Source organism: Amycolatopsis sp. cmx-4-61 (assembly GCF_046548775.1).
GTDB lineage: Bacteria > Actinomycetota > Actinomycetes > Mycobacteriales > Pseudonocardiaceae > Amycolatopsis.
On record NZ_JAEBEI010000029.1, the window covers coordinates 82,112 to 100,276 of the forward strand.

Genomic DNA, 18,165 nt, shown 5'->3' on the forward strand with positions numbered 1-18,165 from the left:
GCGGCGTGGACGACGAGGCCGTGCGCGCGCTGCTCACCCGGGCGGCCGCGGAACACCGGGTGCCCGGAGCCCAGCTGGTCGTGCACACCCCGGGCGGGACGGCCGCGGCCGCCGTGGGCACCGAGCCCGCGGCCGCCGTCCCGCTGGGCTCGCTCACCAAGCCGTTCACCGCGACGCTGGCGGTGCAGCTCGTCGCGGACGGCGAAGTGGACCCGGACGCGCCGCTGGCGGAGTACCTGCGCGAACCGGTCCCGCCGGTCAGCCTGCGGCAGGTGCTCGCGCACGTCGCCGGCCTGCCGTCCGAGGTCCCCGAGCACACGACCGGGACCGCCGAGCGGAGCCGGTGGGTGGCCCGGTACTGCGGGCCGGACACGCTCGTCCACCCGCCGGGCACGGTGTTCTCCTACTCCAACGTCGGCTACCTGCTCGCCGCCCACCTCGTCGAGGTGATCACCGGCATGAGCTGGCACGAAGCGGTCTCGGACGTCCTGCTGGCACCGCTGGGCATCACCCCCTCCTTCGTCGCCGGTCCGCCCGGTCCCCGCCCGGCCGCCGCCGGGCACACCGTCACCGCCGCCGGCGTGCAGCCGGTCTTCGACCAGAGCCTGCCGCCGGTGGAGGCGCCGACGGGAGCACTGGCCATGAGCGCGACCGACCTGGTCACCTTCGCCCGGCTGCACGCGGCCGATCCGGGACTGCCCCGCCTGCTCGCCCCGGACGCGGCCCGGTGGATGCGGGCCGAGGAGACGGCGTCGGCCGAGGCGGGCCCGTTCGGGCTGGCCGACGGCTGGAGCTGCGGCTGGGCGCGCTACCACCACGACGGCCGCACCTGGTACGGCCACGACGGCACGGGCGTGGGCACCTCCTGCCACCTGCGGTTCGACCCGGTGTCGGGGGTCGCCGTCGGGTGCACGGCCACCGCGAGCACCGGGCTGGCGATGTGGGCGGACGTGGTGACGGCTCTGCGCGCGGCGGGCATCGGGGTCGGGAGCTACTCGCTGTCCACCCTGCCCCCGGCCGCCCGCCGGGCCTGCGTCCCGCCCGGCTGCCGAGGCCGCTTCGCCAACGGGGACAACGCCTTCTCCGTCGTGGACGGCCCCGGAGGTCTGCGGATGATGATCGGCGATGCACCGTACGCGGACCTGACGTGTTTCGACGACCTGTGTTTCACGCTGCGCGAGCTGGCCGGCGGATCCGTCTACATCGGACGGTTTCTCGGCGGGCCCGGTGACGTGCAGTGCGTCCAGGCGATCGGCCGGGTGGCCCGGCGGTGTGGCTAGTGCCGCGCGCCGCAGGTTCGTCGGCGCCCACCGAGCCGGGCCGCGGTCAACGAACTTCAGACGCGCGACACCAGTGTCGCGCGGCCGGGCGGGCGGCCCGGTGCTCCGGCTGAGCGAAAGGAACGGGGAAGCGCCGTGGAAGCGATCGAGGCCGGGCCGGTTCGGCTGTCCCGCAACCGCAACTACAACATCCTGTGGTCGAGCCTGCTGCTCTCGGAGCTGAACACCGCGCTGGTGGCGGTCGCGTTCCCGCTGCTGGTGCTGGCCACCACCGGGTCCGCGCTGCAGCTGAGCCTGGTGGCGACGGTGCTGGCGGTGGCGGCCATGGTGGCCACCGTGCCGGCCGGGGTGGCCGCGGACCGGTGGAACCGCAAGCTGGTGATGCTCGTCTGCCAGAGCGTGCGCGTGCTGGCCGCGGCGAGCCTGGCGGTCACGCTGCTGCTCGGCGTGGCGTCGTTCGCGCAGCTGCTCGCGGTGGCCGCCGTGGAGGGGCTGGCCGGTGCCGTGTTCGCCCCCGCCGAAGACGCGGCCCTGCCGCAGGTGGTGCCCGCCGCGCAGCTTTCGCAGGCCATCGCGCGCAACACCTCGCGGCCCTACCTGGCCAACCTCGCCGGCCCGGCCCTGGCCGGCCTCGCCTTCGGGGTCGACCCGGCGCTGCCGTTCGCGCTCACCGCCGTGCTGCTCGCGGGTTCGTGCCTCACCCTGCTGTTCCTGGTGCTGCCGTCGCGGACCGCGCCGGCGGAGGAGGCCGGGACCGGGTTCGGCGGCGACGTCGGCCGCGGGTTCCGGTGGGTCTTCGGGCACCGCGTCATCCGGACCACCCTGGTGTGGCTGGTGTTCAACCAGCTCTTCTTCAGCGCACTGGTGATCATCGTGCTGTTCGTGTCCGGGGAGCAGGACGTGGCGCCGGGGGAGACCGGGGTGATGATGGCGTTCTTCGGCGCGGGCGGCATCCTGGGCGCGGTGTGCGCGTCGCGGCTGGTCGAGCGGGTGCCGGCCGCGGCGATCGTCCTCGGGTTCTCCTTCGCGGTCGCCGGGTTCACGGCGCTGATGGCGTTCGTGCCGGCCGGGTGGCCGCTCGGCCTGGTCCTGGCCGCGACCGCGTTCTTCGCCCCACCGGCGGTGACGACCGTGATGACCTACCAGATGGTGGTCACCCCCGACGAGCTGCGCGGCCGGCTGAGCGGGATCGTCGGCCTGTGCGCCGAGGGCGCCGGCGCGCTGGGGCCCCTGGCCGGCGGTCTGCTGCTCGTCCTGCTGGGCGGCGGCGGCCGGACGGAGCTGCTCGTGTGCGCGGCGAGCCTGGCCGTGGTGGCACTGGGCAGCCTGGCCAGCCCGGCGCTGCGCCGCTTCCCTTCGGTGCGCGAACCGGAGCAGGCACCCGAACAGGCTTGAGGGGCACGGGTTCGCCGAACCCGTGCCCCTCGAGGGAAACGCTACTTCGTCGCGATGAACAGGCGTCCGGTGGGGAAGCGGTGCGGCACGCAGCGGACGTCGGAGAACCCGGCCGCGCGCAGCTTGTCCATCCACTCCGTCTCGTCGAGCAGCCGCCGGCGCATGAACTGCTGGTGGTAGTAGGTCACGATCGCGCTGAACCGCCGCTCCCGCTCGGCCGGTGCGTACGGCACCGCCTCGGTGAGCGCCATCATGCCGCCGGGGCGCAGCCCCTCGCGGCAGCGGGCGAGCACCTGGTCGGCGACGTCCTCCTCTTCCGGCATCATGTCGTGGAACACGAACCCGGCGTGCACGACGTCGGCGCCCTGCACGGGCGCGGGGTCGTCGGCGACGGACTGGATCGACCGCTCGACCACCGACAGCCGGTCACCCGCCCCCGCGCGTTCGGCCGCGAGTCCGGCCTCCTTGCAGGCTTCGCCGTCGAGGTCCAGCGCGACCGCGGTGGACTCCTTGAGCTCCAGCAGGATCGTGATGAGCAGCCGGGCCGTGCCGGCCCCGAGGTCGACGACGTGGCCGGGCCGCGCGTCGAGGATCGTCCTCAGCGCCACCGGGTAGAACCCCTTGGAGCCCATCCACTGCGAGCTCACCGCCACGTGCCTGCCGTCGCGCTGATGGCGTTTTCCGGCGTCCGGTGCGGCGCGGAGGAACTCCGGGCTGTGGGTGATGAAGGGCCGGTTGGCGCCGAGCGCCCACGACAGGTAGCCCGACTCGTACTGGATCTGCGGGAACTCCTCGATCACCCGGAACGTGCCCGCCGTTTCGCCGGCCTCCACCATCAGCCCCGCGCGCGCCATGGCCTCCAGGTACCGGGCCACGCCTTCGTGTGGCACCAGGGTGTCCCGCGCGAGCTGGTCGGCGGTCACCGGCTCGCCGTTCTCGAAATGCGGGACCAGGCCGAGCCGGTCGCCGATCTCGAGCAGGGCCGCGGCGCCCGCCGCGTCGGCGACCACCTCCCGGACACCGGGTTCGACGGCGATCTCCCTGTCCTGAATGGTCATCTCGTCCCACTCCTCGAATCGCGGGTCATCTGGGGGAAACCGGGTGCACCCAGCCCCACGGATCGGGGGCCAGCCCGTGCTGGATGTCGAGCAAGGTCTCGCGCAGCCGCAGCGTCAGTGCGCCGGGTTCGCCGTCGCCCATCCGCCACTGCGCCGTGGCCGACCGGACGGTGCCGATCGGCGCCACCCCCGCTCCCGTGCCGCAGGCGAAGGCCTCGGTGATCGAGCCGTCGGCCGCGCCGCCGCGCCAGTCCGCCACGCTCATCGGGGCTTCGGTGACGGGCAGCCCGAGCGAGGGGGCGAGGGTGAGGAGGCTGTCCCTGGTCACGCCGGGCAGGATCGTGCCGGTGAGCGGCGGCGTGGACAGCCGGGGCGCGCCCGCCGGTCCGTGGGCGAAGAACACGTTCATCCCGCCCATTTCCTCCACCCACCGGCGTTCCCGCGCGTCCAGCCAGACCACCTGGTCGCAGCCGCGCGCGTGGGCCTGCTCCGCGGCGAGCAGCGTGCCGGCGTAGTTGCCGGGGTACTTGGCCTCGCCCGTTCCCCCGGGTGCCGCGCGGACGTAGTCCTCGCAGATGCCGACCGTCAGCGGCCGGACCCCGCCCGGGAAGAACGTGTCGGTGACGAAGGCGAGCACCAGGAACAGGTATTCCGCCGAGGGCCGCAGCCCGAGGTGGGCTTCGGTGGCCAGCAGGATCGGACGCAGGTACAGGCTCTTCCCGCGCTCGGGCGGCACCCAGTCCCGGTCGGCCCGCACCAGTTCCGTGACGGCCTCGGTGAACAGGGCCGCGGGCGGCTCGGGCATGGCCATCCGCCGCGCCGAGCGCTGCAGGCGGCGGGCGACGAGGTCCGGGCGGAACAGCCCGGCGCGCTCGCCGGGCAGGGCATAGGCCTTGAAGCCCTCGAACACGATCTGCCCGTAGTGCAGGCCGATCGCCGCCGGGCTCAGTGTGAGCGCTTCGGCCGGTTCCAGCCGGGCGTCGTGCCAGCCGCGGCCGGCCGACCAGCGCACGGAAGCCAGGTGCTCGGTGAACACCCGGCCGAAACCGGGATCGCGCATCCGCCGCGCCCGCTCCGCGCCGCCGAGCCGCTTCTCCGCGGCGATCGGGCGTCCGGTGAAACGGGGGGCATCGGTGTCCAGAACTGTCATCGCGTCCTCGGTCGGCCGATCCATGGGCACCAAAGGCTGCCCGCGCGCGGGCCGGGCGACAATGACCTTGAATCGTGTGGAAAGAACGCTGGTCGTTTCTTTTACCGCCGTCAGCCGACATTGCCGGTGCCGGGTGCGGCCGTTATAACTGGTGAGATGACGAGCGAGCCGTCGGTCGAGCCGTGCCTGCCGGACACGGTCAACCTGGCCGATCCCGATACGTTCCTCGAACAGGATCTCACCGGATTCTGGCGGTATCTGCGGACGGACCGGCCGGTCTACCGGCACCCGGAAATCGCTCCCGGCAAGGGCTTCTGGGTGCTCAGCAGGCACGCCGACCTGCTCACCGTCTACCGCGACACCGAGCACTTCACCTCCGAACGCGGGAACCTGCTGGACACCCTGCTTTCGGGCGGGGACTCGGCGGGCGGCCGGATGCTGGTGGTGACCGACGGCGAACGGCACCGGCAGCTGCGCCGCCTGCTTTCCCCGGCGTTCGCCCCCCGCGCGTTGCGGGTCATCGTCGAGCACCTGCACGGGGCGGTGCGCCGGCTGCTGCGCGAGGCGATCGACGCGGGGACCTGCGACTTCGCCACGGACGTGGCCGCCCGCATCCCGCTCGCCACGATCTGCGACCTGCTCGCCGTGCCCGACGCCGACCGGGCGCGGGTGCTGGAGCTGACGACCGCCGCCCACGGTCCGCAGGCGGCGCTGGCGATCCAGGACATCCTGCTGTACTTCGCCGGCCTGGCCCGGCAGCGCCGCGACACCCCGCACGCCGACGTCGTCAGCCTGCTGGCCGGCGGCGAGGTCGGCGGGGCGCCGCTGACCGAGGACGAGATCATCCTGAACTGCTACAGCCTGATCCTCGGCGGCAACGAGACCACCCGGCTGTCGATGATCGGTGCGGTGCTGGCCTTCGCCGAGGCTCCCGCGCAGTGGGCAGCGCTGCGGGACGGCGATGTGGCGGTGGCCGGTGCCGTCGAGGAGATCCTGCGGTGGACCTCACCGACGATGTACATGGGCCGCACGGTGGTGGCCGAGGTGGTGGTCAACGGCACCCGGCTCGCTCCCGGTGACGTGGTCACCCTGTGGAACGTCTCGGCCAACCACGACGAAGAGGTCTTCGCCCGGCCCGGGGTGTTCGACCTCGCCCGCGCGCCCAACCCCCACCTGACCTTCGGGCACGGCCCGCACTTCTGCCTCGGCGCGTACCTCACCCGCGTCGAGCTGACGGCGTTGCTCGACGGCCTGCGCGCCGCGGTGGGCGGGATCGAACTGCGGGGCGAGCCGGTGCGGATCTCGTCGACCATCCTGACCGGCTACCGCTCGCTCCCGGTCGCCCTGCGGCCGCGTGCGGCCGGAGCTTGAATTGTGCGGAAACAGCGCTGGTGGTGGCCGGACGAATAGCCGTCCGCGATTCGATCACGGGCGAAGGGCGTGATTCACCGACTTTTTACTGCTAGTGTTCTCGTGTCCCGTCGGGCGATTTGCCTGCCGGTGAATGCGTCGGACATCCGGTGCATTCCAAGCACGTACACCAACTCCCAAGTTAGGTGCTTGTGATTTCGATGGCGCAGACGAAAACGGAACCAGTCGCGGAACGGCCCGCGAACCTCACCCAGTTCGAATTCCTCGCGCTCAACAGCGCGCTCAACCTGGCGGACGGCCACGCCCGCCAGCACCTGACCCCCGGGCAGGTCCGCATCGTCGACGAACTGCCGGCGTTGTGGGCCGAGTCGGTCAAGAGCCCGGTCGAGGAGGTCGAAGACGCCGCCCACCGGGCCTTCCTGGAGCTGCTCGGCCAGCACGGCTACCGCACCCTGGCCGGGCAGGTGCTCAGCTGCTACTCCTCCTCGGTCGCCATGGAGATCCTCGCCCGGTCCCTGGTCACCGTGTCGGACTCGATCCTGCTGCTGCACCCCACCTTCGACAACATCCCCGACATCCTGTCCGGGGTGGGCCTGCGGCTCGTGCCCCTGGAGGAGACGCGGCTGCACGAGGCCGACCTCGATCCCGCCGTGCTGCGGTCGGTCGGCTGCGTTTTCGTCACCACACCGAACAACCCGACCGGCCGGGTGCTGCCCCCGGACCGGCTGCGCGCGCTCGCCGCCCAGTGCGCGGAGACCGACACGGTGCTCGCGCTGGACACCTCCTTCCGCGGGTTCGAGCCCGCCTCCCACTACGACCACTACGCGATCCTCGACGAGAGCGGCTGCCGATGGGTGGTGATCGAGGACACCGGCAAGCTGTGGCCCACCTTGGAACTCAAGGTCGGCTGGCTGATCTCGGCGCCGAACGTGGGCCTGCCGCTGGCCGACATCCACTCCGACATCCTGCTCGGCGTTTCGCCGCTGGTGCTGTCGATGATCCGGCGGTTCGCCGAAGACGCCGCGGGTGGCGGGCTGGCCGAGCTGCACCGGTTCATCGCGGCCAACCGCCGGACCCTGCAGGAGGGCCTGGCCGGGGTGCCGGGGGTGGCGTTCCCGTACCCGGGCTCGCGGACCAGCGTCGAGCTGGTCGACGTCGGGGACCGGCCGGCGCTCGAGGTGTGGTCGGCGCTGCGGCAGCGCAACGTGTTCACCCTGCCGTGCCAGCAGTTCCACTGGGCCACGCCGGTCGAGGGCGAGCACCGCCTGCGGCTGGCACTGGCCCGGCCGCCCGCCGCCATCGCCGCCGGCACGAAGGCGCTGCGCCACGTCCTGCTGGGGGACTGATGGCCGGGTCCGGTGACCGGGCGGGCCCGCTGTCGCACGCACGGCGGTGGCAGGCCGGTGTCGTGCAGGCGGTGTCGCCGCCCGGCGTCGTCGACCTGGCCACCGGCTACCTCGACCCCGCCCTGTTCCCGGTCGACCTGGTGCGCGACGCGTACACCCGCGCCCTCGCCGAGTTCGGCTCCGCTGCACTGTCCTATGGGGACGATCGGGGCGTCCTCGCTCTGCGGGCCGCGCTGGCCGCCAGGGCGGGCCCGCCGTGCGGACCCGGGCACGTGCTGCTCACCGCGGGGACGTCGGCGGCGCTGTACCTGCTGGCCACCCGGCTGGCGCAGCCGGGGGCCGTGGTGTTCGCCGAGCAGCGCAGCTACGACCTGGGGTGCCGGCTGCTGGCCGACTGCGGCCTGCGCACGTGGCCGGTGGCGATGGACTCCGCGGGCATGGATCCCCAGGCGCTGCACGATGCCCTCGGCGAAGTGCGCGCGCTCGGCCTGCCCCCGGCCTTCGCGTACCTCATCCCCACCTTCCACAACCCGACGGGCCTGGTGGTGCCGGCCCGGCGGAGGCGGGAACTGCTGGCCGTGGCGGCCCGGCACGGCCTGCTGGTCGTCGAAGACGACGCGTACGCGGAGCTGCCCCTGACCGGGGCCGCCGAACCCAGCATGGGCGAGCTGGCCGGCTACCACGGGGTGATCCGGCTCGGCACGTTCTCCAAGACCCTCGCCCCGGGACTGCGCCTGGGGTGGCTGCTGACCGACCCGGCGGTCGTCTCCCGGCTGGGCGGGCACGGCGTCTTCCGCAGCGGGGGCTCGCCGAACCACCTCGCGTCCCTGGCCGTGACCACGCTGGTGGAGTCCGGCGCGTACGACCGGCACCTGAACTGGCTGCGGAACCGGCTGCGCACCCGGCGCAACGCGCTGGCCGCGGCCCTGGAAGCCCGGCTGGCCGGCGTGGCCGACTTCACCCTGCCGGCCGGGGGCTACTTCCTGTGGCTGTGCTCCCGCGGCGAGGTCGGCGAAGCGGAGCTCACGGCCGCCGCGGCGCGCGCGGGTCTCGTCGTCGCCGCCGGCAGCCGGTACGGGAGCGGCCCGCCGAGCCTGCGCCTGTCGTACAGCTTCAACGCACCGGACCGGCTGGCCGCCGCCGTGGACCGGCTGGCCGGCGCCCTGACCATGGAACGGACGTGACCATGCCCGCGCCTGGAGAAACCGGCCCCCGCGGCTACAGCCTGCCGTTGTCCCCGACCGGCGCGGCGGCGATGCTCACCCCGCCGCCGTGGCACTTCTCGGGCGAGATCGTCATGGTGGACTACCGGGCCGACCCGCGGGCCGTCCGGCGGTTCCTGCCGTCGGAGCTGGACCCGGGACCCGATCCCGGCGCGGCCGCGGCGGTGTTCGCGGACTGGCAGTGGTGCTCGGACTCCGGCGCCGAGCAGGCCGACCCGGGTAGCTGCCGGTTCGGGGAGTTCCTGATCCTGCTCGGCTGCGCGTACCGCGGGCGGCCGATGGCGCGCTGCGCCTACGCCTGGGTGGACAGCGCGGTGCCGATGCTGCGCGGCTGGGTGCAGGGCATGCCCAAGCAGTTCGGGGAAATCGCCCAGAGCCGGCCGGTGGCGGTGGGCCGGGCGGGACCCCGTGTGGCCGAGCGGGGCCGGTTCCACGGCGCATTGTCGGTGCGGGGCCGCCGGGTCGCGGAAGCGACGGTGACGCTGGCCGGCCGCGCGGCCGGCCCACCCGCCCTGCACACGGTGCCGCTGGTGCACACCAGGACCTTCCCCGGCTGGATCCGGGACCACCCCGAGCCCCGGCAGCTGGTCTGCTCGGAGGTCACCGACGTGGAATTCTCCGAGGTCTGGACCGGCGCGGCCACGCTCCGGCTGTCCGACGCGGCCGACGCCGACTTCCCCCTGCTGGCCCCGCTCGAGGTCGGCGACGGGCACGTCTTCTCGTACGCGGAAACGCTGTGCGCCGGGCGGCTCCTGCGATGACCGGCCGGGACCGGCCCACCTGGGCTGGGGGAGACACCACGTGGGCCGGCCGGGTCGTCCCCGGGTCCTGGAGGGGACGAGCTCCAGGTAACCACGCCCGCGGCGCCCCGGTCAGTAGTCCTGGCTATACGAACGAGGTAGTGCCAAGTTCCGCATCTGTCCTAAGGAGACACCGATGACCACGCCACCCGTTCCGCCGTCCCGGCTTCCGTACGGCCAGCCCGAGTTGTACGCCGGCGTGGTCGATTCCGGGTTCGAGCAGCGCCTGATCGAGGGCATCCGCCCGATCGCCGAGCACTTCCTCGCGTCGGCCCTGCACCACCTGTTCGACAGCGGGATCTTCGACACGCTGCAGGCCGAACAGGGCTACCGGCCCATCGCCGGCCTGGCCGACCAGCTGGTGTCCGAGGAGTACCGCCTGCTCGGTCTCCTGCAGTTCCTGGCCAACGAAGGCGTGGTCGAAATCGAGGCGGACGCGGTGCGGCTCACCGCGAAAGGGCTCGGCTACGGCGAATTCCGGGCGTGGTACACGATGATGGTCGGCGGGTACTCGTCCACGCTCGGCCAGCTGGGCGACGCCCTGCACAAGGGCAGCCCGGCGTGTGGCCGCAACGGGCGCCACGTCAGCCGCGGCAGCTGCGAAATGAGCCGCTACGACGGCATTCCCATCACCCGCGAGCTGATGGCCCGGGGCGCGGTCGAGTACCACGAGGTGCTCGACCTCGGCTGCGGCAGCGCGCTGTACCTGACCGACTTCTGCAAGGAGGTCCCCGGCATCACCGCGTGGGGGGTGGAGCCGGACCCCGGCGGTTACGCCGAAGCGGTGTCCCACGTGGCGGGGGAGGGGATGAGCGGCCGCATCAAACTGGCGAACCGCTCGGCGACGGCGTTCCTCGACGATCCGCCGGAGGAGTGCCGTCCGGACCTGCTCGTGCTGGGCTACGTGCTGCAGGAGGTCCTCCAGCAGGAAGGCGAGGAGGCGGTCGAGGGCCTGCTGCGCAACGTGGCGAGGGCGTTCCCGGGCATCAGCATCGCGGTGATCGAGGTGGCCAACGAGATCGCCAACCCGACGATCATGCGCCACGGGCTGGCCACGAACTTCTGGAACGCGTATTTCCTCATGCACGTGTTCACCGCCCAGCGCCTGGAAAGCCCCGACTACTGGGAGCGCCTGTTCGCCCGGACGGGCTGGCGGGTGGACGCGTTCGTGAGCACGGACCGCAACATCGACTCGACCGGCTTGGAGCTCGGGTACCTGCTGCGCGCAGCCTGACGACCCGGCCGACCCCGGGGGCGCGCGGCCCCCGGGGTCGGCCGGAAGCCCCGACAAGGCCGCCTCGGGCAGCCAGGACCTCGACGATGGCATGTCTCCAGCACACCGGGAAGAACCCGCGGTTGCCCGGCGGCCGCGAACCCTGCTCATGCGGTGGACGCTGCGCGAACGAGTGCGCGAGACTGCTCCGATGGTTCCCGAACACGCCGACACCGACCGGTTCCGCGGCGCTCGTATCCACCTGTGCGACCTGACCGGCCTCGAGATCCGTGATTGCGAGGTGACCGGGCTCAAGATCGTCGACTGCTACGGCGGCGATGTCTACCTCGGTGGTGACTTCGCGCGCCTCGTCGTCAACGACGTCGACGTGACCGCCTATGTCGAGGCCGAGCTCGACCGCTGCCACCCCGCGCGGGTGCTGGCGCGGGAGGCGGCTTCACCCGAGGACTACCGGGCTGCCTGGGACGCCATCGAAACCCTGTGGAACGCGACGCTCGACCGGGCGAGACTGCGGCCCGAAACCCCACTGCACGAGCGGGTCGACGGCGAATGGTCGTTCGTCGAGACGCAACGGCATCTGCTGTTCGCCGCCGACGCCTGGCTCGGCAACGCCGTGCTCGAGGAGGAAACGCCCTACCACCCGTTGGGCTTCCCCGCCGGGGGGATGCCGCCGGAGGAGGCGGCGAAACTCGGCCTGACCCTCGAAGCGACCCCGGCGCTCGACGAGGTGCTCGAGCCGCGGCTCGCTCGCATGGCCGCGATGCGGCGGGTCGTCGACGGACTCACCGCGGCCGAACTCGACCGCGTGTGCCGTCGCAAGCCGGCTGACCCGTACCCCGATCAGGAATACGTCGTGCGCCGCTGCCTCAAGGTGGTGCTGAAGGAAGAAGCCGAGCACCACCGGTACGCGGTGCGCGACCTCGCGGTGCTCGAAGCCCGCGCGATCGGCTGAAACCCCGGGGCTACGCCGGGCCGCCCAGGTGCCGCTGCAGGTGCTGGTGCCGGAACTGGTGCACCGCTCCGTACTGGCGCAGCACACCGCGGTTCCGTGCGTCGTCCAGGAACCCGAACAGCCGCCACGGCAGCTTCCCGCGCCCGGCGAGCACGACCCGGGCAACGGTGAACCTGGCGTACGCGCTGTACAACATCCACGCGGCGGCGTAGCCGGCGGCGATCTGGACGGCGAACCCGACGCCCAGCACCGCGAAAACGGCCGCGATCGCGAGCATGGTCGCCGTGCCGGCCAAGGCCACGTTCCGGTCCGCGCGAAGGGTTTCACCGGGACTCGTCGGGCGGTTGAGGTCGGCGAGTACCACCAGGCCGTCGCCGCGGCCGTGGCGCATCCGGTGCCACAGCCGGCGCCCGAACCGCCACGCGAGGAAGCCGCCGCCGAGGGCCAGGGCCGCCAGCACCAGGGCCGCGCGGACGTTGTGCACCAACCCGGCCGCGACGCTCCGGCCGGCGACGAGCAGCGCGAGCGCGCCGACCGAGAACAGCAAGGCGCTTCCCAGCAGTTTCACGAAGTCGCGCACCTCGGCGCGCACCTTGGACGCCGAACGGTCGAACGCGTACGGCGTCTCGACGTCGGTCACGGTGAAGTAAGCCAGGTACCGGGAGTTGCCCGCGGCCAGCCCGACCACGGCGGCGCCCACCAGCCCGGGCACGACGCCGATCGTGCTGACCAGCCCGAACCCCAGCACGGCCCCCGCCGCGACCCGGCAGGCGGGCGCGACCCACCGGACGGGACGATCGAGCTGCCACCACGCGATGTCCGCCGCCCCGGTCGAGGCCAGGTGCGCCAGCCAGCGCTGCACGGTGCTGTGGTGCACCCCGGCGAAGGCCCCGCGGGGACGGCGGCCGGGGTGCTCCGGGTAGACCGCCCGGACGAGGTGCTGCACCAAGTGGGCTTCGACCGAGTCCGGATCCGGGAACCGGACTCGGTCGCACAGCTCACCGGGATCGCGGCCGACGTCCTGGTGGACCACCCGGAGCAGCCACACGAGCAGCGGTGTCGGCGCGGGTTCCGCGCGCAGCCGGGCGAACAGCGGGGCCAGCCGGGACCCGCCACGGGGAACCGTCTCGGCCAGGTAGTCCTCGACGTCGTCGCGGTCGAGCGGCAGCAGTTCGGCGTGGGTGGCGCGCGCCAGCCCGGTACCGGCCGCGTCCAGTTCGCGGTACTCGGCCCAGCCGCAGGTGACGATCAGCGGAACCGACGACCCGAGGCGGTTGAGCGCGGCGATCGCCTCGGGCCGCAGGTCCGCCGCGATCGTCTCCAAGCCGTCGAGGACGGGCAGCACCAGGCCCACCTCCAGGAGCGCGGACGCCAGCGTGATCCGCGTCCCGTCGACCCAGCGCACGGTCCGGCCCAGCCGGTGGTCGCGGGCCAGCCGGCGCGCGAGCCAGTCGAACGGGTGCAGCCTGCCCGGGTGCCAGCCGGTGACCGGGACGAGCACCGGCACCGGGTCGCCCCTGGTCCACCCGGCCAGCAGGTCGGACACCAGCCGGATCGCGGACACGCTCTTGCCGGAGCCGGAGCCGGGACGGCCGAGCACGAGCAGCCGCCGGGACGGCACGTTCCGCCGGAAGAACGGCCCGATCCGGTCGAATTCACCGCCGTCGGCGCGCCAGCGGGTGGCGAGGGGGCGCGGGTCGTCCAGGCCGAGCCGCGTCGACTCACCCCGCCAGAAGTCGGCGACGGCGGCCGCCAGACCCTCCGCGGCCTCGAGCAGTACCCGGCTCAGGTCCGCGCTCAGCACGGGGGCGCGGAACAACCCGTCTCGTTCGGCGACCGCGGGGTCGGCGAGCGGTCCCAGCGGGGGCTGGACGCAGCGGGGGCCGGCCGGTCAGCACGCGCAGCAGCTCGTCGAGTTGCGCGGGGACGACGTACCGGGTCGCGGAGTAGGGCTGGAGGAACGCCGGCAGGTCGTCGGCGGAGCACCCGGGGAGGACGACCGGAAGGATCTTGGGCAGCCACCGGGCCCGGTCCGCCGCCAGGTGCTCGCGCAGCATGGCGAGCTGGAAGCGGGCGTGGTTCTGCGACTCGCCGTCCGAGGCGGCCAGCCGCTTGTACTCGGGCGAGCCGATCGCGAGCACGAAGTCACCCTGCTCGATCTGGTCCACCACCCATTCGAGCCAGTCCCGCCGCCGATCGCGCTCCCACAGGTCCAGGCGGACGTCGATGCCCAGCTGGCCGCGCAGTTCCCTGGCGAACTCGTGGACGGTGTCGGTGTGTGCGCCGGAGTCACCGGCGTACGAGACGAACACCCGGGGACTTCGCGTGACCGGCACGCCGAGCGATCCTAGTGGCGCCACGCCGGGCGGCGGGCCGGATCGCGGTGATTCGTTCGGGGTCACCGCTCGCCGAGGCCTCGGACGTCGAGCCGTCGCCGGCTCGCCACCTTCCGCACATCACGCGCCCGAGACCGACTTTCCGTTGCGCCGAACAGGATTTCGTGCCCCCGAAGCAACCCCGCTAGCGTCGAAACCATGGATTGGAACGCCCAGACAGCCGAACACCTCGTCGCCGCGATGCGGGACGGTTCCGTGACGTCCGTGGAACTGACCGACGACGCCATCGCCCGGATCGAGCGGGACGACAAAGTGATTAACGCGATCTGCACCCCGGACTTCGACCGCGCGCGGGCCGCCGCACGGCGGGCCGATCAGGCACGCGCGCGGGGTGAAGACCGGCCGCTGCTCGGCGTTCCGGTGACCGTCAAGGAGTCCTACAACGTCGCCGGGCTGCCCACGACCTGGGGTATGCCGGCGCACCGGGACCACTTTCCCGCCGAGGACGCCGTCCAGGTGTCGCGGATCAAGGCCGCGGGCGCGGTGGTGCTCGGCAAGACCAACGTCCCCTTGGGACTGCAGGACATCCAGACCTTCAACGACATCCACGGCACCACCACCAACCCGTGGGACCGCGGCCGTACCGCGGGTGGGTCCTCCGGCGGGTCGGCGGCGGCTTTGGCGGCCGGGTTCGGTGCGCTGTCCCTCGGCTCCGACCTCGCCGGTTCGCTGCGCACGCCCGCGCACTTCTGCGGCGTGTACGCGCACAAGCCGACGCTCGGGCTGGCGGCCGGCCGCGGGATGACCCCGCCGGCCGAGCCCGCCTTGCCGGTCGAGCCCGACCTCGCCGTCGTCGGTCCGATGGCGCGCTCCGCCCGCGACCTCGCGCTGCTGCTCGGCGTCATGGCCGGGCCGGACCCGCTGACGCTCGGTGTCGCGCACCGCCTCGCCCTGCCGCCCGCCCGCCACGAGCGGCTCGGCGGCTTCCGGGTCCTCGTGCTCGACGAGCACCCGCTCCTCCCGACCGGCGCCGCCGTGCGGGCGGGCGTGCACCGGGTGGCCGCCGCCCTCGCCGACGGCGGCGCCCGCGTCGAACGGCACAGTCCGCTGCTGCCCGACCTGGCCGAAGCCGCGACGCTCTACATGCAGCTCCTGATTTCGGGTTCGCAGGCGCGGTTCCCGATCGAAACCGACGAGCAGCTGCGGACCCGCGTCGCCCGACTGGGCGCGGACGACTGCAGTCTCGACGCCGTGCGGCTGCGCGCCATGACGTTCAGCCACCGCGACTGGCTGGCGGCGAACCACCGCCGCGAACTGCACCGCCACGGCTGGCGGCAGCTGTTCGCCGCGTTCGACGCCGTGGTGTGCCCGATCACGCCGACGCCCGCCTTCCCGCACGACCACACCCCCGACCCGATGCACCGGCGCATCGACATCGACGGCGTCGAACACCCGTACTTCGACCAGCTCGTCTGGGCCGGCCTGGCCACCATGTCCGGCCTGCCCGCCACCGCCGTCCCCGCGGGCCGGTCTCCCGAGGGCCTGCCGGTCGGGGTGCAGCTCATCGGCCCGATGTTCGAGGACCGCACCCCGCTGCGGCTCGCCGAACTGCTCGAACCGCGGCTCGGCGGCTTCCGGGCACCGGAGCCCGGCCAAGCCCGGCGGTAGAGTTCACCCGTGACCAGCTGCCGGGCCCGGTGCGGTTTGCGGCCGTGCCGACCGGTGACGCAGGGGCCGCCGGCCGGGCCGGGGATCCCGGCCGGCGACCCCGGGCCGGTCAGATGCCGCTGACCTGGCGGATCCAGCTGCGGCCCGCCGCGACACTGCCGTAGGTGGTGGTGCTGGACCGGTCGCTGGTCGAGCACACCCCGACCTGCACGCCGTCGTCGATCATCGGGCCGCCGGAGTCGCCGCCGGCCACGGCGCCGTTCGGGGTGTCGGCCGCGATCGCCGGGCCGCCGAAGTAGTCGGTGGCGCCGGTGTCGGCGATCTGCACCGCCGCCTGCTTCAGCACGGACGACTGGTGGCTGCCTTCGTCGGTGGACTGGGTCGCGCCCCAGCCGTAGACGCGGGCCGCGTCGCCTTCCTGCGCGTCGGAGGAACTGCCCGCGAGCCGGGCGAACGTGCGGCCGCCGTCGGTGTTCAGCTTGATCAAGGCGAGGTCGCCCCCGGAGTACACGTACGTCGTCGACGCCTTCGCGTGCACGCCGCCGGACGCGCTGTTCGAACCGATGTAGAGGTCGATGTCGGTGAGGCGCCGCCCGTTGTCGTCGTACATGCAGTGCTTGGCCGTCAGCACCCACCGCGTACCGATGAGCGTGCTGGTGCAGAAAAAGGTGTAGCCGTTGGCGTGCCCGTTGAACCGGGTGACGTAACCGGGGTTCTGGGCCGTGCTGCCGCCGATGATCGACGGCTGGGCGGCCGGCGAAAGCGGCGTGACCGGGGTGCTCGCGGACGCCGGGGCCGCGGCGAGCGTGGTGACCGCGGCGCACGAACCGGCGAGCAGCGCGGCGGCGCGGGCGAACCGGCCGGAGGGGTGGCGCATGGGGACTCCTTGGAGGAGGAACCGGTGGGGACTCACCGAACGTAAGCGGACGGTGGCTCCCCGGTAAGCGCCCGAAGATCCGAGTCGATCAACGGAACAGAACGGATCTTTCGGCGGGTTGCGCGGCAGCCGGCCGACGTTCGTCGGGTGACAGCCGCCGTCCGCGCTGTTAAACCGAGGACCGTCCGGCACCACCGGACGTCTCCGCCACCACGGCGCGATCCGCCGGAGGCGCACCCGTTTCCCCGCACCGACGCCGAGGACCGCCGATGCCGTTGTTCGCGGTGCCGCCCCCGGACCCCGCCGGCCGGGAGCTGCGGGAGGCACTCGCCACGGGCCCGTTCAGCCGGGCGCTCTCCCTGGCCATCGACCGCAGCGGCCTGGGGCTCGCCCGCCTCCGGGGCCGCCTGGCGGCCGCGGGGGTGCCCGTCAGCACCACGACGCTCAGCTACTGGCGGACCGGCCGGACCCGCCCGGAACGACCGGACTCCCTGCGCGCGGTGGCGGTGCTGGAGGACGTCCTCGGCGTGCCGGCGCGGTCGCTGGTCGAGCTGCTGTCCCGGCCCGGGCACCCGGGCGCCCCGGACCCGGTGCGCTGGGAACGGTTGTGGGGCCCGCGCAACGACGTGCTGCCGGTGCTGCATTCGTTCGACGCGGCCGACGAGACGTCGTTGCTGGTGCTCAGCCTGCACGAGGCACTGCAGGTCGACGCCGCCCGGTGCCTCACCCGGCTGCGGGTGCGCGAAGTCGTGCGCGCGGTGGAAGAACCGGTCCAGGCCAAGGTGGTGGCGCTGCGCGGTTGCGTCCCGGGCCGTCCGCCGCGCCTGGTGTCGGTGCGGTACTGCCGGCCCGTGCGGACCGAAGTCCGCCCGGAACAGGGGTTCGTGGTCAGCGAGCTGGTGCCGGACCGGTCGATGGCGGTCGGGGAGACCGCGATCCTCGAGTACGAGTTCGAATACACCGACGGCGTCCCGGACACCAGTTACGACCGCCGGTTCCGGCACCCGGTGGCCGAACACCTGCTGGAGGTCCACTTCGCCCCCGGCGCGCTGCCGGCGGCCTGCGCCGCTTACCGGCTGGACGCACCCGGCGGTCCGGAACGGGACGTGACCGCTGTCCCGGTGTCCCCGGCCGCGCCCGCCCACCACTTCGCCACCGGCGTCGGGCCGGGCATCCGCGGTCTGCGCTGGAGCTGGTCCTGACGCACGCCTGGTGGCGTCCGGCGTCGGCGAACCGGGTCGGCAGGGTCCCTGAGCACGTCGAGTTCGGCCTCGGTGAACGGCCGCGCTGGCCGTTCTGTCCCGCGGCGCGGTACCTCGCGGGGTCGCCCTGCTCGCCGTGACGTCCTTAGGGCGTGTCCTCAAAGCCAGAGGAGCAGGGTGGCCAGGTCGATCAACCCTCGGTAGGAGGTAGCGGTCTTGTCGAAACGGGTGGCGATGGCACGGAACTGTTTGAGGCGGTTGAAGCAGCGTTCG

General features: G+C 73.2%; 15 protein-coding genes. 10 read left to right on the top strand and 5 right to left on the bottom strand.

The window, feature by feature from the left end; translation table 11 throughout:
- Positions 1-5 precede the first annotated feature (5 nt).
- Both ACLJOU_RS43380 and ACLJOU_RS43385 read left to right on the top strand, forming a co-directional pair.
- Entirely contained in the window at positions 6-1,280 is a 1,275-nt protein-coding gene (locus ACLJOU_RS43380) for a serine hydrolase domain-containing protein (RefSeq protein WP_410575115.1), read from the top strand.
- Positions 1,281-1,415: 135 nt separating this feature from the next.
- The gene (locus ACLJOU_RS43385; RefSeq protein WP_410575116.1) at positions 1,416-2,675 is read left to right on the top strand and encodes an MFS transporter; all 1,260 of its coding nucleotides are present in this window, start codon (positions 1,416-1,418) and stop codon (positions 2,673-2,675) included.
- 41 nt (positions 2,676-2,716) lie between these two features.
- On the opposite strand, the gene ACLJOU_RS43390 is transcribed toward ACLJOU_RS43385, so the two are convergent.
- Together ACLJOU_RS43390 and ACLJOU_RS43395 are read right to left on the bottom strand one after the other, a co-directional pair.
- Positions 2,717-3,733, bottom strand: a complete 1,017-nt coding sequence (locus ACLJOU_RS43390) for a class I SAM-dependent methyltransferase (protein WP_410575117.1) — start codon at positions 3,731-3,733, stop codon at positions 2,717-2,719.
- A gap of 25 nt (positions 3,734-3,758) precedes the next feature.
- Positions 3,759-4,883 carry a branched-chain amino acid aminotransferase gene (locus ACLJOU_RS43395; protein WP_410575118.1) on the bottom strand — a complete coding sequence of 375 codons (1,125 nt, stop codon included), beginning with the start codon at positions 4,881-4,883 and terminating at the stop codon, positions 3,759-3,761.
- Positions 4,884-5,039: 156 nt separating this feature from the next.
- Here ACLJOU_RS43395 and ACLJOU_RS43400 point away from each other — a divergent pair, with 156 nt between their 5' ends.
- The 6 genes from ACLJOU_RS43400 to ACLJOU_RS43425 all read left to right on the top strand — a co-directional run bounded on the left by ACLJOU_RS43400 (position 5,040) and on the right by ACLJOU_RS43425 (position 11,809).
- Entirely contained in the window at positions 5,040-6,254 is a 1,215-nt protein-coding gene (locus ACLJOU_RS43400; RefSeq protein ID WP_410575119.1) for a cytochrome P450, read from the top strand.
- A gap of 200 nt (positions 6,255-6,454) precedes the next feature.
- Complete coding sequence (gene mppP / locus ACLJOU_RS43405) at positions 6,455-7,600, top strand: enduracididine biosynthesis enzyme MppP (RefSeq protein ID WP_410575120.1); 1,146 nt, start codon at positions 6,455-6,457, stop codon at positions 7,598-7,600.
- Positions 7,600-8,784 carry a PLP-dependent aminotransferase family protein gene (locus ACLJOU_RS43410; RefSeq protein WP_410575121.1) on the top strand — a complete coding sequence of 395 codons (1,185 nt, stop codon included), beginning with the start codon at positions 7,600-7,602 and terminating at the stop codon, positions 8,782-8,784. Before mppP ends, ACLJOU_RS43410 begins: the two co-directional genes overlap by 1 nt.
- 2 nt (positions 8,785-8,786) lie before the next feature.
- Positions 8,787-9,584: an enduracididine biosynthesis enzyme MppR gene (gene mppR / locus ACLJOU_RS43415; protein ID WP_410575122.1), complete on the top strand. Its 798-nt coding sequence runs from the start codon at positions 8,787-8,789 to the stop codon at positions 9,582-9,584.
- Between the two features lie 175 nt (positions 9,585-9,759).
- A complete protein-coding gene (locus ACLJOU_RS43420; RefSeq protein ID WP_410575123.1) occupies positions 9,760-10,857 on the top strand; it encodes a hypothetical protein in 1,098 nt (365 codons plus the stop codon).
- 190 nt (positions 10,858-11,047) lie between these two features.
- A complete protein-coding gene (locus tag ACLJOU_RS43425) occupies positions 11,048-11,809 on the top strand; it encodes a DinB family protein (protein ID WP_410575124.1) in 762 nt (253 codons plus the stop codon).
- Positions 11,810-11,819: 10 nt separating this feature from the next.
- On the opposite strand, the gene ACLJOU_RS43430 is transcribed toward ACLJOU_RS43425, so the two are convergent.
- Entirely contained in the window at positions 11,820-13,628 is a 1,809-nt protein-coding gene (locus tag ACLJOU_RS43430) for a hypothetical protein (protein ID WP_410575125.1), read from the bottom strand.
- Positions 13,531-14,145 carry an SEFIR domain-containing protein gene (locus ACLJOU_RS43435; RefSeq protein ID WP_410575126.1) on the bottom strand — a complete coding sequence of 205 codons (615 nt, stop codon included), beginning with the start codon at positions 14,143-14,145 and terminating at the stop codon, positions 13,531-13,533. Before ACLJOU_RS43435 ends, ACLJOU_RS43430 begins: the two co-directional genes overlap by 98 nt.
- A gap of 198 nt (positions 14,146-14,343) precedes the next feature.
- Here ACLJOU_RS43435 and ACLJOU_RS43440 point away from each other — a divergent pair, with 198 nt between their 5' ends.
- Complete coding sequence (locus ACLJOU_RS43440) at positions 14,344-15,813, top strand: amidase (protein WP_410575127.1); 1,470 nt, start codon at positions 14,344-14,346, stop codon at positions 15,811-15,813.
- A 109-nt stretch (positions 15,814-15,922) separates the two neighbouring features.
- On the opposite strand, the gene ACLJOU_RS43445 is transcribed toward ACLJOU_RS43440, so the two are convergent.
- Positions 15,923-16,690, bottom strand: coding sequence for a S1 family peptidase (locus ACLJOU_RS43445; RefSeq protein WP_410575128.1), 768 nt, complete (start codon positions 16,688-16,690; stop codon positions 15,923-15,925).
- Positions 16,691-16,959: 269 nt separating this feature from the next.
- On the opposite strand from ACLJOU_RS43445, the gene ACLJOU_RS43450 reads away from it, so the two are divergent.
- Positions 16,960-17,892, top strand: a complete 933-nt coding sequence (locus ACLJOU_RS43450; RefSeq protein WP_410575129.1) for a hypothetical protein — start codon at positions 16,960-16,962, stop codon at positions 17,890-17,892.
- The last annotated feature ends 273 nt before the right edge of the window (positions 17,893-18,165 follow it).

Coding starts and splice junctions, on each gene's coding strand:
- ACLJOU_RS43450 (WP_410575129.1), top strand. CDS start 16,960: ATGCCGTTGTTCGCGGTGCCGCCCCCGGACCCCGCCGGCCGGGAGCTG.
- ACLJOU_RS43400 (WP_410575119.1), top strand. CDS start 5,040: ATGACGAGCGAGCCGTCGGTCGAGCCGTGCCTGCCGGACACGGTCAAC.
- ACLJOU_RS43390 (WP_410575117.1), bottom strand. CDS start 3,733: ATGACCATTCAGGACAGGGAGATCGCCGTCGAACCCGGTGTCCGGGAG.
- ACLJOU_RS43440 (WP_410575127.1), top strand. CDS start 14,344: ATGGATTGGAACGCCCAGACAGCCGAACACCTCGTCGCCGCGATGCGG.
- ACLJOU_RS43420 (WP_410575123.1), top strand. CDS start 9,760: ATGACCACGCCACCCGTTCCGCCGTCCCGGCTTCCGTACGGCCAGCCC.
- mppP (WP_410575120.1), top strand. CDS start 6,455: ATGGCGCAGACGAAAACGGAACCAGTCGCGGAACGGCCCGCGAACCTC.
- ACLJOU_RS43410 (WP_410575121.1), top strand. CDS start 7,600: ATGGCCGGGTCCGGTGACCGGGCGGGCCCGCTGTCGCACGCACGGCGG.
- mppR (WP_410575122.1), top strand. CDS start 8,787: ATGCCCGCGCCTGGAGAAACCGGCCCCCGCGGCTACAGCCTGCCGTTG.
- ACLJOU_RS43395 (WP_410575118.1), bottom strand. CDS start 4,883: ATGACAGTTCTGGACACCGATGCCCCCCGTTTCACCGGACGCCCGATC.
- ACLJOU_RS43445 (WP_410575128.1), bottom strand. CDS start 16,690: ATGCGCCACCCCTCCGGCCGGTTCGCCCGCGCCGCCGCGCTGCTCGCC.
- ACLJOU_RS43425 (WP_410575124.1), top strand. CDS start 11,048: ATGGTTCCCGAACACGCCGACACCGACCGGTTCCGCGGCGCTCGTATC.